Source organism: Glaciimonas sp. GG7 (assembly GCF_052976905.1).
Window position 1 is genome coordinate 1 of sequence record NZ_JBRIIQ010000098.1, and the last position, 14,365, is coordinate 14,365.

Sequence of the window (14,365 nt, forward strand, 5' to 3'; positions counted from 1 at the left end):
GCCGCGCCAGCGTGGCAGCAGGGAGCCATGGATGTTGATGCAGCCGTGCGGGGGTATTGAGAGCACGCTGGGCGGCAGAATCAAACCGTAGGCGGCGACGATCATGACGTCGTGCGGCGTGGCGTGGAGCAGGGCGTGGGCGTCTTGTGCAATCTCGGGATATTTTCCGTCCAGTCGCAACGAGATGGGTTGGGCGACCGGGATGTTGTTGGCCAGCGCAAATTGTTTCACTGCCGAGGCGTGCAACTGCATGCCGCGCCCGGCGGGACGGTCGGGCTGGGTGAGCACCAGCGTGATCTCGTGACCGGCATCGTGCAGCGCTTTGAGCGCGATGGCGGCGAATTCGGGGGTTCCGGCAAAGATAATTTTCATGCTTGTATGTCTTAAGTGAGCAACTAAGATCTGGAAAATAGTAAAAGGGCTGCATGCAGTTAATGCCGTTCAGTTAAGAAACCGTTCGGACTGAGTTGGGCAGTATCGAAGGCGCACCTGCATCAGCGCTGACTTCGATACGCCCGATGGGCTACTCAGCCCGAACGGTTATCTAGATTAACTGAACCGCATTAGCGCATGCAGCCCTTTTTGTATCCGTGCGCGTGATTGCTCTACCGGTTGGCGTATTGTTTTTCGCGCTTTAATTCGCGCTCTTCCTTGAGCATCTTCGCTTTGATGCGGTCACGCTTGAGCGGGGAGAGGTATTCGACAAACATCTTTCCCTTCAAATGATCCATTTCATGCTGGATACAAACCGCCAGCAAGCCTTCGGCATCGAGCTCAAACGACTTGCCGTCGGCGTCCAGTGCCCGTACTTTGATGCGGGCCGGTCTTTCGACGCCGTCGTAGACGCCGGGTACGGACAGGCAGCCTTCGTCGTACAGTTGCTTTTCTTCACTGGCCCAGAGGATTTCAGGGTTGATAAAGACCTGCAAATCGCGGCCGGTGTCGGAGGTGTCGATGACGACCAATTGCTCATGGACGTCAACTTGCGAGGCAGCCAGGCCAACGCCGGGCGCGTCGTACATGGTCTCGGCCATGTCGGCAATCAAGCGTTTGAGGCGCGCATCGAAAACAGTCACCGGCTTGGCAATCTTTTGCAAGCGGGAATCGGGGTAACGCAGAATATTTAGTAGGGACATACAGTTCTGGACACAATTAGACGATGGTGGGATGTTATTTCTTGCTAGTTCCGGCATTTATTGGCAAAATTTAATGCGTTTTGATAAACATTTTCGCGGCTACGTTGTGCGGCAATGTTGAGCATACATGGCTCTTATTTTACGCGTCAAACTTAACAGCTTCTCAATTTCCGCACATTGCCTCACTAAGACTTTAAGTAAGACCGCATAATCGTTTATGCGTCGTTGCTCCTCCTTGCCGTACAGTTGTACTGTCTGCGTCGGGGCGCCTAGTCTAAACAATTATGCGGCCTTACTTAGTGAGGCTTTTATTTTGCCCGTGTTTTGCGCTCGCGGGCCCGCATTTAACGCCACATTTACCGGAAACAATATGAAAAAGTTTAGCACAGCTGCACTCCTTCTCGCTTTGGTAACCGGCATTGGGGCCGCGCCAATTTCTTCGGCGCAAGCGCTAGATTCGGCATCGGCACGCTGTGCGTTTTTGCCGAATGCACCGGATCAGCATGTTGTGGTGCGGGGCGATACGCTATGGAGTATTTCAGGACGATTTTTGCAAAATGCATGGTGTTGGCCGCAAGTGTGGGGCCTGAACCGCGAAGAAATTCATAATCCACATTGGATTTATCCGGGACAGATCGTTTATTTTGATCGCGTGGCAGGCAAATTACGACTCGGGACGTCGACCGGCGGAGCATCGGATGCGGACGTCGTTAAGTTGTCGCCGCAAATGCGGACGGAGGGACTGGGGCGGGATGCGATTTCTGCCATTCCTGCCGACAAAATCGGTGCATTTCTTTCTCAGCCGCTCATTATTGAGGATGGCGAATTAGCGGGCGCGCCGCATATCGTGGCGGTGCAGGAAGGCCACGTCAATCTGGGCAGAAACGATCTTGCCTACGTCCGTGGCAATCTCAACGGCGGCACGTCATTCCAGGCTTTCCGCCCGGGCAAGCAATTGAAAGATCCGGTCACCGGCAAGGTTATCGCCAATGAAGCCGTGTATTTAGGAAGCCTTAAATTGGAGCGCGCCGGCAAAGCAGAAAATGAAGCCAGTACCTTCCGGGTAGTGGAATCCAAGGAAGAAATGGGTGTGGGCGACCGTCTTGTAGCGTTGCCGATTACGCAGGTGCTGAACTATGTGCCGCATGCGCCGACAGACAATGTCAACGCCCGTATCGTTTCTGTCTATGGTGGCGTGACGAGTGCCGGTCAGAATGAAATTGTCACCATCAATCAAGGATCGGCTGACAATATCGAGATCGGCAACGTGCTCCAACTATACCGGTTTGGCAAAATCATCCCCGATCCTTTGGATGCGAAAAAGCCGGTCAAACTACCGGACGAGCAATACGGCACGTTGTTCATTTTCCGTGTTTTTAAGCATATTTCGTATGGTCTGATTATGCAGGTCCGCGATACAGTCGAGGTCGGCGATATTGCCAGATCACCCGAGTAAATTACCTAAGTGCCGCCGACAGAACCTAGCCCTCATCAAGCAATAAATTCCCTTTCCTTTCCACCCGACCAGTCCCCGATCAGCACGCCGCTCAGTACGTTGTTAAGTGATGCGCGGCAGACCGATCTGGCTGACTGGCTGAGGCTGGCGCAAACCAGCGGCGTCGGCCCGAACATTGCGCGACGTCTGCTGGCCGCCTTCGGTCTGCCGGCCAATATTTTTTCAAGTTCGGCCACGGTTCTGCACAGCGTGGTGTCGCCCAAAATCGCCTCAGCGCTGCTGACTCCCCTATCGGACCTGACCGAGCAGCGCATCGCCGCGGCCTTGACATGGTCGCAGCAGCCGGGCAATCGTATCCTTACGTTAGCCGATACTGACTACCCGGCAACCTTGCTCAATATCCCCGATCCGCCGTTGATCCTGTACGTAAAGGGCCGCATTGAATTACTGACGCGGCCTGCGCTGGCGGTGGTTGGCAGCCGCAATGCGACGGTGCAAGGCTGTGCCAATGCCGAACGGTTCTCCGAGGTTCTCAGCCAGCGCGGGTGGACGATTATTTCCGGTTTGGCCCTGGGCATCGATAGCGCCGCCCATCTGGGCGCATTGCGCGGCATAGCACATCCTGACAATAGCGGCAGCACGGTTGCTGTCATCGGCACCGGTGCCGATATCGTGTATCCGGCCCGCAACCGTGCGTTGGCGCATCGGATTGCAGAAGTCGGCTGCATCGTCAGTGAGTACCCGCTTGGGATGTCCGGCATTGCGGCCAACTTCCCGCGTCGCAATCGGATTATTTCCGGCTTGTCTTCCGGTGTGCTGGTGATAGAGGCTGCCGCGCAGTCAGGCTCATTGATTACTGCCCGGATGGCGGCGGAGCAGGGTAGAGATGTGTTTGCGATTCCCGGATCGATTCATTCGCCGCTCTCAAAAGGATGCCACCAACTCATTAAACAAGGGGCCAAGCTGGTTGAGTCGGCGCAGGATATTTGGGAAGAAATAGTGCCGTATTCCGACAAACCACTGCATTTATCCCCGATCGCAGTCAGTTCGCTACCATTGGTTGCTGTTGCGCAACTGTCGACTCCGGAGTGTGGTCCAAGTATTCACAGCGCGAACGATCACGATCCGTTATTGGCCGCGCTGGGTTTCGATCCGGTGAGTCTCGATATGCTTGCCGCGCGTAGCGGGATCGATATTGCGCGGTTAAATGCGCAGTTGTTAACGCTGGAATTAGAAGGTGTAGTTGAGATGTTGCCAGGCGGTATTTATCGGCGCTTGGGATAGCAGCCTGTCGGACTTAGGATGAATCGGCTGCAAAATGCGCTGAGTGGTCTATATTTCACCAGCTTCTTGACCAATAGCTCGCTATTGGCGCTGCGAACCTTGCAAAATCTGACCTCACTCAGCACATTTTTCGCTTTGATCACCTAAGTCCGACAGGCTGCCTTGGCAGCTTTAGTTAAATCCTGCGATACTTGTGCCAAATATGGGTCAGAAACCCAATAGGCAACAATCAAGCAACAATCTCCAATGCATTAACAATCATAAATTTTATGTTTTTAGCAATTTATTTCAGTCCAATCTTAGCGATACAGCAGAACCATGTTTGAAGTCCTAGTTTACCTTTACGAAACGTATTACCGACCCGATGCCTGCCCCGAACCGGAGGCCTTGGTCAAGAAACTGTCGGCGATTGGTTTTGAAGAGGATGAAATCTCCAAAGCCCTCGGATGGCTGACCGATCTGGCCGTATCGAATCACTCGTACGCCGACCGCTATCCGCAGCAAACCGCATTTTCATTCGGCATGCGCATTTATGCCCCGCAGGAAATGGATGCCCTGGGCACTGCCGCTGTCGGTTTTATCCAGTTTTTAGAGTCAGCCAAGATGCTCAATCCCGTGCAACGGGAGATCGTCATCGAGCGCGCGCTTGCCGTTGGCGATTCGCCAGTGTCGCAAGACAAGCTCAAGGTCATCGTGCTGATGGTGCTTTGGAGTCAGGGCAAAGAGCCCGATGGATTGATGTTTGATGAGCTTTTTCTTGATGATGACGATGAACCGGCACCGCGGTTATTACATTAATTGCGCACGAAACTACGCACCAGACTGCATAATTCACGCTTCTTCGCACGATAGTTGCCTCCAACGCTAACGTCCGCGCTTGCGATATTCCCAACAACACGCTTATCATTGGCCGCTTATTGGCTGCCGCACGCCGTATGCAATGTCGCAGGGTGTGCGAGTAAGTTGTTAGTTGACAACGTTTTTGCAGCCCTGTCGCGCAATTGCGCGGATAAAACGCTACAGTCCACTTTATCGTTAACAAGTATTTAGCTGAAAAATGCGCAAGCTCCCGCACCGGGAAAGCGCGCCACATTCGAGACCATATTTATGAGCAAGACCCTCATCATCGCTGAGAAACCTTCTGTCGCGAACGACATCGCGAAGACCCTCGGCGGCTTCACCAAGCACGATGAGTACTTTGAATCCGACGAATACGTACTGTCGTCAGCGGTTGGTCATCTGTTGGAAATCGCCGTTCCGGAAGAATTCGACGTCAAGCGTGGTAAATGGACCTTCACCCATTTGCCGATGATTCCGCCGTACTTCGCCTTGAACCCGATCGCCAAGACCGAGTCGCGTTTAAAAGTACTCAACAAACTCATCAAACGCAAAGACGTCACCGCCCTGATCAACGCCTGCGATGCCGGGCGTGAAGGTGAACTGATTTTCCGCCTCATCGCGCAGCACGCAAAAGCCAAACAACCGGTTAAGCGCCTATGGCTGCAATCGATGACGCCGGGCGCGATCCGCGACGGTTTCGCCAATTTGCGCGCCGATGAAGACATGCTGCCCCTGGCCGACGCCGCCCGTTGCCGCAGTGAAGCCGATTGGCTCATCGGTATCAACGGCACCCGCGCGATGACGGCATTCAACTCTAAAGAAGGCGGTTTTTACCTCACCACCGTCGGTAGAGTTCAAACGCCAACGTTATCAATCGTGGTTGAGCGCGAAGAGAAAATCAAAAAATTCGTCCCGCGGGACTTCTGGGAAGTCCGTGCTGAATTTATCTGCGCCGCCGGTATTTATGAAGGCCGTTGGTTAGATACCGCGCACAAAAAAGTTGAGAACGATCCCGAGAAACGCGCTGAGCGCCTCTGGAGTCTGGCCGCCGCCGAATCAATCGTCGCCGCCTGTCGCAACAAGATGGGCAACGTCACCGAAGAATCCAAGCCGACCACTTCAATGGCCCCCGGCCTGTTCGACCTGACCAGCTTGCAACGCGAGGCCAATTCACGCTTCGGCTTCTCCGCCAAAAACACCCTCGGTCTGGCGCAAGCGCTGTACGAAAAGCACAAAGTGCTGACCTATCCGCGTACCGACTCGCGCCATTTGCCGGAAGACTATCTGAGCACGGTCAAAGAAACGCTGGAAACCGTCTCCGAGAACAACAACTATCAACAGTTCGCCGCGCAAATCCTTAACAAAGGTTGGGTCAAGCCAAGCAAGCGTATTTTTGATAACAGCAAGATCAGCGATCACTTTGCGATCATCCCGACCACGCAAGCGCCGAAAAACCTGTCTGAGCCGGAACAAAAATTGTACGACCTGGTCACGCGTCGTTTCCTGGCCGTATTTTTCCCTGCCGCCGAGTTTCAGGTCACCACGCGCTTTACCGAAGTCTCCGGTCATCAGTTCAAGACCGAAGGCAAGGTCATGATCAATCCCGGTTGGCTGGCTATTTATGGCAAAGAAGCCGCTGACGAAAAAGATTCAGAAAACAACGGCACCTTAGTTGCCGTCGCCAAAGGCGAAAAAGTAAAAACCGACAAAGTCAGCGCCAACGGTCTGGTCACCAAACCGCCAGCGCGCTACACGGAAGCGACGCTACTGTCGGCGATGGAAGGGGCCGGCAAGCTGGTCGACGAGGCTGACCTGCGTGACGCGATGGCCGGTAAGGGTCTCGGCACGCCAGCGACGCGCGCGGCCACCATCGAAGGCTTGATCTACGAAAAATACATGTTCCGCGAAGGCCGCGAATTAACCCCGACCGCCAAAGCATTTCAGTTAATGACGCTGCTGCACGGTTTAGGCGTAGATGAATTGACTGAGCCTGAATTGACCGGCGAATGGGAACACAAACTGTCCCTGATGGAAAAAGGCCAGATCACGCGTGAAGAGTTCATGCGCGAAATCGCCCAAATGACGCAAACCATCGTCAAACGCGCCAAAGAATACGACAACGATACGATCCCCGGCGACTACGCCACGCTGGTCGCGCCTTGTCCGAATTGCGGCGCAGTGGTCAAAGAAAACTATCGCCGTTTTGCCTGTACCAAATGCGAATTCTCGATGAGCAAAACGCCCGGTAGCCGTCAGTTTGAAGTCCCGGAAGTCGAAGAGTTGTTGACCAACCGGACCATCGGCCCGTTGCAAGGTTTCCGCTCCAAAATGGGCCGCCCATTTGCCGCGATCCTCAAAATTAGCCGCGACGAAGACATCAAGAATTTCAAACTGGAATTCGATTTCGGTCAGAACGATGAAGATGGCGAGAATGGCGAAGGCGTTGATTTCACCGGTCAGACCGCGTTAGGCCCGTGTCCAAAATGCGCCAGCGGCGTCTTTGAGATGGGCTTAGCTTACGTGTGCGAGAAGACCGTAGCGAAGCCGAAAGCCTGCGATTTCCGTAGCGGACGGATTATTTTGCAGCAAGAAATTTTGCCCGAGCAAATGGTCAAGTTGCTCAATGACGGCAAAACCGATTTATTGCCGGGCTTCATTTCACAACGCACGCGTCGGCCTTTCAAAGCATTTTTAGTCAAAGGCAAAGACGGCAAAGTCAGTTTTGAGTTTGAAGAACGCAAAGCCAAAGCGCCCGCTAAAGGCAAGGTGAAAGCCGCTGCCGTAGAAGATGACGCGGAAGGTGACGATAGCGCAGCAATCACGAAGACAGTGATAAAGGCGGACGTCAAGAAAGCCGTAGTCAAGAAGCCAGCGGCTAAAAAAGCGGTGGTCAAACGGGTAGTGGCGAAAAGCAAAACGGCATAACGAACGCAAAAACAAGCGCAATCGTTGCACGGTGTTTTAGTGCTACCGCGCATCGATGTAAAAAAACCGTCAGTGTTCGCACTGGCGGTTTTTTTATAGTCCCGCTCTATGCATCAAGCCAGCACAGACGCCTCGTGCCGCAACAAAAACGCCTTACATTCAAGTCCCCCCGCATAACCGGTCAGCGCCCCTGACGCACCAAGCACCCGATGGCAAGGGACAATAATCGACACCGGATTGCGCCCGATCGCCGTACCGACGGCACGCACCGCACGGGCTTTGCCGATACCCGCCGCATGGTCGCCGTAGGTGGTTGACTGCCCAAACGGAATGGCGATTAAGGCCTCCCACACCGCACGCTGAAACGCCGTCCCGCGCAAGTCCAGCGGCAAGTCAAATTGCTGGCGCGACCCTGCAAAATAGTCATCCAATTGTTGGCATGCACGCTTCACATGCGGATGCTCAGGCGCTGCAATCCAGCCATCTTTGCCTTTGAAGTGGCGGTGGTTTTCAAAATACACGCCACTGACACCGGCATCGGTGGCGGCAATCAATAGCGTGCCGACCGGGCTGTCGTGCGTGATGTAATAGATGGGGGTAAGCATTTTGGGTGTGTTCATCATGATTGCCATAAAAGAAGTGCCGCGTAACCACGCCAGGGTGACCATCCCGCAGCGACAGTAGTGAGTTGTTTTTCCGTCAGTCGGGCAGCGCTTGCATCCGTTGCCATTGCTTTTTGCAATCCCAAATCCCCCGCCGGAAAAGCATCCGGAAATCGCAAAGCGCGCAACGCGATGTAATGCGCGGTCCAGTTACCGATACCCGGTATGGTCGTCAATTGCGCGATCGTTTCCGCCAGACTTGCGCCTGGTGTGGAACGCAGCTTTCCGTCAGTCGCATAGAGCGCCATATTGCGGATAGTCGCCGCACGTGATGCCGGTATCCCAATACTCGCCAGCGTAGCAACAGGCAGCGCCGCTAACACGCAGGCCTCAGGAAAGTGATGCGTCACCGCCGCAAACGGCGTCTGCGCCAATCCGCCAAAGCGGCTCACCAATCGGGCCGTCAACGTGCTGGCTCCTGCCACACTCACTTGCTGACCCAATATCGCCCGCACCGCCAGTTCAAACGGCGCAAATGTTCCCGGCACACGGATGCCAGGCTGCGTATCGAGCAGCTTCGCCAGAGCAGGGTCCGATTCCAAATGCGCCGTAATTAACGCAGGGTTAGCGTCCAGATCAAACTGCTGCCGCAGCCGTGCCAGCAGCGGCATCAACAACGGCGTCAGAGACGGCGCAACTTCTACTTCTAATTGTCGTTGCTTGGGCAAATGCGTCACCCGCAGCCAGCCGGACACATTATCGATACAAACACTGCGCAGATAGGCCGGGCGAGTTTGATCAAGCTGGACCGCCTCGACCCCCGCGATCAGGCGCGGCTGCAAATACCGCAACATGTGCTGCCAGTCAAAGGGTGGGCGATACGCCAGCCGCACGGTGACGACATCCTGCGCCGATACCGGCTCGCTAAATGTCTGTTGCCGCCGCATAGCAGTCGGGGCTAAACCGTAGCGCGCATTGAATAGTGCGTTGAACCGACGCACACTGCCAAAGCCTGCCGCGTCTGCCAGCGCAGTCATCGATAGCCGGGTTTCCTGTAGCAGTTTTTTAGCAAATAACAGCCGCTGGGTTTGCGCCAGCTCAATCGGCGAGACGCCAAAATACTGCTGCAAAACCCGTCGTAGCTGGCGCGAAGACAAACCAACTTCTGCTGCCAACTGCTCAAGACCGCCACTGCTTTTGTCGTCCCCGCCGTTGTGATTGAGTGCGCCAGCGGCAATCCTTTGCCAGACTGCATACGCCAAATTTTGCTGTAATGCGTAGGGCGCTAATTCAGGGCGGCAACGCAGGCACGGGCGAAAACCGGCAGCCTCGGCAGCGGCGGCGCTCACGTAAAAAGTACACGAAGAGGGACGCGGCGTTTTGGCGCTGCAAATCGGACGGCAATAGATGCCGGTGGTGCGCACGCCGACAAAAAAGACGCCATCGAAACGGCTGTCTTTAGCTGCTAATGCGCGGTAGCAGCTCGCATTGTTAAGCGTGTCCATTGCGGTGTCTGGTGCAATAAATATTGTATTGGCAGGATAGTTTGGAAGGACGGATTTCATGGCGTATTTATACGCCTTGGGAGAACTGACGTCTAGCCGTTTTCGGACATGAAAATAAGCTCTTTCACATCCTCGGATACCTCTGGACTGGCTTACAGCGATGGACTAAACGGATCGTCGTAGATTGCGGATAGCACCGAGTGCACAATTAATGAAATTAAAATGGTTGATTTTTACATTTTCATGGAAGTAATTTTGTCTATCCTCACTGTCCTTCTCATTCCTTATTTAGGACGTATTTTGAGAGTCCTCCGATCCAGCACGATAAGGCTACCTAAAGCAGCATAGCCGATTCGACTCAACATTTTTATTGGAAATAATATGCCACATGCTATATCCGGCTCACCCGGCTCACCCGCGTTGTCTCACTCTGAGTTTGCACCTTGTCAATTTACAGCACAAGAGTACGAAGACCACTTCAATAATATGAAGGCGCAACCTGACAGTATGAAGTTGGCCACCGCTTTTGTCCCGGAGGGTTCTGCTGCCTATATTTCTTATGCCTGGTTGGGTGAAAAAACGGATGCATTATTACCGAGGGAGAGCGCGCTGGTTCATCGCCTGGCGGCTGAATTTGAGGGGACGACTAAGAGCGTTAAGGAGATAGATTTGAGCGATTTCGTCACTAATACGAAGGACGATTGGTATGGGGTTGGTAAATTTTACTTGCCTAAAACGTCAGATGCAGATGAGTGCCTGGTCCGTTACGGCTGTAACACGAGTGCTGAGTCGGGAGTCGTGAAAGTCACAGTAATCTCTCTTTTTCAAAACGGTCACCTGATTGCTTCACTCAAAGATAAAAATATCCATACCCTTGGTGTTGAGTCGGTTCCGGAGCGATAAAAAAGACCAGTTTTTTGGTATCAATACTAAGCATGCAACAACCAACAATATTTACGTAAATGCGGCAGGAAAATCGGGATTGTAGTTATTTTATAAAAGTCATTTTTCATCCTTGTTTTCCGCGTTACGCACGTATTTTTGAGAGTGCTCCGAGGCACGATAAAACTGCGTAATTAATCTTTATGAGATTTTACGTAGCTGATTTTATTAATAATTTTTATACTGAAAATGATATGAATACTAGCCCCTCTGTATCATCCGTCCCTGTTTTATCCCAACCCTCATATAGCACTTTTGAAGCAGAGATGGAACCGAGAGCAGCAGAGTACGAAGCCAATTTCAAGGCTTTGCCTGACACGATAAAATTAGCTCCCAACTTCGTTGTGGATGGTGTTGAGGCAGTTATTTCTTCTGATTGGTTGCGTCAAGAATTAGTTGGGCTACCAGAGGAAGCGGTGCTACAGGTGCATCGCATCGCGTGTGAATTTCAAGGTACTACTAACAGCGCTCGGAATGTAAAAGTGGATACCCTTTTTACCCCGTCAGACGGACGTTATGGCTTTGGAAAATTTGCCCTGCCCAGATCGGTAGATTCAAAACCATGCTGTGTCCGCTATGGCTATAACGATAATGCTGCGGAAGGAGTCATGCAAGTTACATCACTCTATTTTCAATCCGCGCATCAAAAATACAGCCTAATGTATAAATCGCCCGTAGAAAGGGATCCGTCACGGGTGCCACTGTCACTCTTTCAAGGCCAGCCACTCTGATTTCGTGTCAGGCCTGAATAACACTCCGTAATCATTCCATCTTCGTCAAAAATCAGATCGGCTCTACATCCTCTCCAAACCGATCCGTCGCCTCAATCAAATGATGCAAAATCCCCGGCTCCGTCACCGCATGGCCTGCGTCTGCCACCATCGTCAGTTTGCTACCCGGCCAAGCCTGATGCAGTTCCCACGCGGTTTGCGGCGGACAAATAGCGTCGTAACGGCCTTGCACGATCACACCGGGGATATCTTTCAACTTGTCGGCATTGAGAATTAATTGGTTAGGTGTAAAAAAACCATTATTCACAAAATAGTGATTTTCAATACGAGCGACCGCCAGCGCATGGTGCGCCTCTGCAAAATCCTCTACAAATGCCGGGTTCGGCAGCAGACTCACCGCTTCACCCTCCCAGCGGCTCCAGGCTTGGGCTGCTGCCAGTTGTATCTGCTGATCTTTGTGATGCAATAAGCGGTGATAAGCACCCATCAGATCGTCCCGCTCGGCCTCTGGAACAGGCGCTAAATAGCCTTGCCAGGCCTCGGGGAAAATCATTGACGCGCCATGTTGATAAAACCAGTCCAACTCCTGCGGACGGGCGGTAAAAATACCGCGCACGATCAATTCGGTGACGCGCTCGGGATGGGTTTGCGCATACGCCAGTGCCAGCGTGCTGCCCCAGGAACCGCCAAATACTTGCCAGCGTTCTATCCCCAACAAACATCGCAATGTTTCGATGTCGTCCACCAGATGCCAGGTTGTGTTCGCTTCCAGATTGGCATGCGGCACGCTGCGTCCGCAGCCGCGCTGGTCGAACAGCACGATCCGGTAACGTGCCGGATCGAATAGTCGCCGATGGTTTTCATTGCAGCCCGCGCCCGGTCCACCATGCAAAAACACTACCGGCTTGCCAGTGGGATTGCCGCATTCTTCCCAATACATCTGATGACCGTCGCCAACATTGAGCATGCCGTGCTGCAACGGCGCGATGGGCGGATAAAAAGACCGCAAAGCGGTCGCATTGAGTGTGGTCATTGCCGTCCCTTATTTATCATCTGAGGTGGGAAACAATAACTGAAAACAGGCGGCCCAAGCGCACTTCAGAGGGATTCTTCGGGTCTTGTCACAAAATTTAAATTTTAGTTAACCATGCCTTGCATCCGGTCAATCTGATGCTATTATTAAATCCGCAAACGTTTGCGCGGTCGATTTCAAGCGGTTTATCAAACCAGCCTGATGAGATCGAAGCAAAGTTAATTATAAAATAACAGGAGATTTTCGATGACTATCCGTACACCTGCAACATCCGCCCGTACCCGCCTGAAACTGATCGCCGCCACCATTCTGGTCTGCGCATTACCCGGCATCAGCCTGCCAGCGATGGCGCAAACCAAACCTAAAGTCGCCTTGGTGATGAAGTCGCTCGCCAATGAATTTTTTCTCACGATGGAAACGGGCGCTAAGAATCATCAAAAAGCCAACGCCGCCAAATACGATCTGATCGCCAACGGCATCAAGGACGAGACCGACACCGCCAATCAAATCAAGATCGTTGAGCAAATGATCATCTCCAAAGTCAACGGCCTGGTGATCGCGCCTGCGGATTCGAAGGCGTTGGTGCCAGTGCTGAAGAAAGCGATTGACGCCGGGATTATCGTCGTCAATATCGACAACAAACTCGACGACGCAGCGCTGAAAGAAAAAGGCATCACCGTGCCGTTCGTCGGCCCGGACAACCGCAAGGGTGCCAAACTGGTCGGCGATTACCTCGGCAAACAGATCAAAACCGGCGACAAAGTCGGCATCATAGAAGGCGTCTCAACCACCTTCAACGCGCAGCAACGCACAGCCGGTTTCCAGGATGCAATGAAAACCGTCGGCGCAAATGTGGTCAGCGTGCAGTCCGGTCAATGGGAACTCGATCCGGGTAACAAGGTTGCCGCCGCCATGCTCAACGCGCATCCTGATATCAAGGCGCTGCTAGCCGGTAACGACAATATGGCGCTCGGCGCGGTTGCGGCCGTCAGAGCGGCTGGCAAAACCGGCAAGGTATTGGTCGTCGGCTATGACAACATCAATGCGATTAAGCCGATGCTACAAGATGGCCGCGTCCTGGCGACTGCCGATCAATTCGGCTCGCAACAGGCGGTGTTCGGGATCGAAACTGTCTTGAAGGCGATTGCTGACAAGAAGCCGCAATCGGCTCTCGGCGGGATGATAGAAACGAAAGTGGAGTTGGTTACTAAAGAGTCAAAGTAAGCCGGGCTGAGCCTGCAAGTTAAGCAGGCAATTAAGAAAACCCTTCGATACGCTACGCTACTCAGGGCGAACGGTATGGAGATGGTTCAGGCAGAGTGTGTCACATACCCATTTCCCCGTTCGAGCTGAGTAGCCCAAAGGGCGTATCGAAGCCAGCGTTGCGCATTGTGCACGCGACTGCTGTAACGCCATGCCTGACGCGCTCTGATCTTTCTTCATTTTTTCTCAACCACACCACGACTGGTGAAGGCCGTATGTCTGCTACATCCTCAAACCAACCAACCACACCATTTTTATCCCTCACCGGCATCGGTAAAAGCTACGTCGTACCAGTGCTGGCCGGTGTCTCCCTACAGATCAGCGCCGGTCAGGTATTAGCACTCACCGGCGAAAATGGCGCTGGCAAAAGTACCTTATCCAAAATTGTCTGCGGCCTGATTTCGGCCACCCAAGGCAGCATGCTGCTAGACGGTCAGGCCTATAGCCCGGCCTCGCGTCAGGCCGCCGAGCAGCTTGGTATTCGCATGGTGATGCAGGAATTAAATCTTATTCCGACGCTGAGCATTGCCGAAAATCTCTACCTGCATCAACTCCCCAACCGCTTCGGCTGGATCGACAGACCCAGGCTCGAAGCCATCGATTCGTGCTTGTCCGTGGTACTCGGCATAGAACTACTGAGTCGGAGAC

13 protein-coding genes are annotated in these 14,365 nt (G+C 53.3%); 8 read left to right on the forward strand and 5 right to left on the reverse strand.

Going from position 1 to position 14,365, the window contains the following annotated elements; genetic code table 11:
* Both ACVBEF_RS17485 and def read right to left on the reverse strand, forming a co-directional pair.
* A partial coding sequence (locus tag ACVBEF_RS17485) for a methionyl-tRNA formyltransferase (protein WP_447125205.1) occupies nucleotides 1-372 on the reverse strand: 372 nt, incomplete at its 3' end.
* Nucleotides 373-605: 233 nt separating this feature from the next.
* Entirely contained in the window at nucleotides 606-1,136 is a 531-nt protein-coding gene (gene def, locus ACVBEF_RS17490) for a peptide deformylase (protein ID WP_447125206.1), read from the reverse strand.
* Nucleotides 1,137-1,506: 370 nt separating this feature from the next.
* Between def and ACVBEF_RS17495 the strand changes: the two genes are divergently transcribed.
* From ACVBEF_RS17495 to ACVBEF_RS17510, 4 genes are all read left to right on the forward strand, one after another.
* On the forward strand, nucleotides 1,507-2,592 hold the full coding sequence (locus ACVBEF_RS17495; protein WP_447125207.1) for a LysM peptidoglycan-binding domain-containing protein: 1,086 nt from the start codon (nucleotides 1,507-1,509) through the stop codon (nucleotides 2,590-2,592).
* A gap of 99 nt (nucleotides 2,593-2,691) precedes the next feature.
* Complete coding sequence (gene dprA, locus ACVBEF_RS17500) at nucleotides 2,692-3,876, forward strand: DNA-processing protein DprA (protein WP_447125208.1); 1,185 nt, start codon at nucleotides 2,692-2,694, stop codon at nucleotides 3,874-3,876.
* Between the two features lie 318 nt (nucleotides 3,877-4,194).
* Complete coding sequence (locus ACVBEF_RS17505; protein WP_447125209.1) at nucleotides 4,195-4,674, forward strand: DUF494 family protein; 480 nt, start codon at nucleotides 4,195-4,197, stop codon at nucleotides 4,672-4,674.
* A 309-nt stretch (nucleotides 4,675-4,983) separates the two neighbouring features.
* Nucleotides 4,984-7,641 (forward strand): DNA topoisomerase III, encoded by a 2,658-nt coding sequence (locus ACVBEF_RS17510; RefSeq protein ID WP_447125210.1) that lies wholly within the window; start codon nucleotides 4,984-4,986, stop codon nucleotides 7,639-7,641.
* A gap of 113 nt (nucleotides 7,642-7,754) precedes the next feature.
* Here ACVBEF_RS17510 and ACVBEF_RS17515 read toward each other — a convergent pair whose 3' ends face one another.
* Together ACVBEF_RS17515 and ACVBEF_RS17520 are read right to left on the reverse strand one after the other, a co-directional pair.
* Nucleotides 7,755-8,261, reverse strand: coding sequence for a methylated-DNA--[protein]-cysteine S-methyltransferase (locus tag ACVBEF_RS17515; protein ID WP_447125211.1), 507 nt, complete (start codon nucleotides 8,259-8,261; stop codon nucleotides 7,755-7,757).
* Nucleotides 8,261-9,808 carry an AlkA N-terminal domain-containing protein gene (locus tag ACVBEF_RS17520; protein ID WP_447125212.1) on the reverse strand — a complete coding sequence of 516 codons (1,548 nt, stop codon included), beginning with the start codon at nucleotides 9,806-9,808 and terminating at the stop codon, nucleotides 8,261-8,263. The genes ACVBEF_RS17515 and ACVBEF_RS17520 overlap by 1 nt, the downstream gene beginning before the upstream one ends.
* A gap of 321 nt (nucleotides 9,809-10,129) precedes the next feature.
* Between ACVBEF_RS17520 and ACVBEF_RS17525 the strand changes: the two genes are divergently transcribed.
* A complete protein-coding gene (locus tag ACVBEF_RS17525) occupies nucleotides 10,130-10,651 on the forward strand; it encodes a hypothetical protein (protein WP_447125213.1) in 522 nt (173 codons plus the stop codon).
* Between the two features lie 233 nt (nucleotides 10,652-10,884).
* Entirely contained in the window at nucleotides 10,885-11,421 is a 537-nt protein-coding gene (locus ACVBEF_RS17530) for a hypothetical protein (protein WP_447125214.1), read from the forward strand.
* A 52-nt stretch (nucleotides 11,422-11,473) separates the two neighbouring features.
* Here the strand turns inward: ACVBEF_RS17530 and pip are convergent, their stop codons facing one another.
* Nucleotides 11,474-12,454: a prolyl aminopeptidase gene (pip, locus tag ACVBEF_RS17535; RefSeq protein ID WP_447125215.1), complete on the reverse strand. Its 981-nt coding sequence runs from the start codon at nucleotides 12,452-12,454 to the stop codon at nucleotides 11,474-11,476.
* 246 nt (nucleotides 12,455-12,700) lie between these two features.
* Between pip and ACVBEF_RS17540 the strand changes: the two genes are divergently transcribed.
* On the forward strand, nucleotides 12,701-13,678 hold the full coding sequence (locus ACVBEF_RS17540) for a substrate-binding domain-containing protein (protein WP_447125216.1): 978 nt from the start codon (nucleotides 12,701-12,703) through the stop codon (nucleotides 13,676-13,678).
* A gap of 254 nt (nucleotides 13,679-13,932) precedes the next feature.
* Nucleotides 13,933-14,365, forward strand: a 433-nt coding sequence (locus tag ACVBEF_RS17545; RefSeq protein ID WP_447125217.1) for an ATP-binding cassette domain-containing protein, incomplete at its 3' end; no start/stop codon positions are given.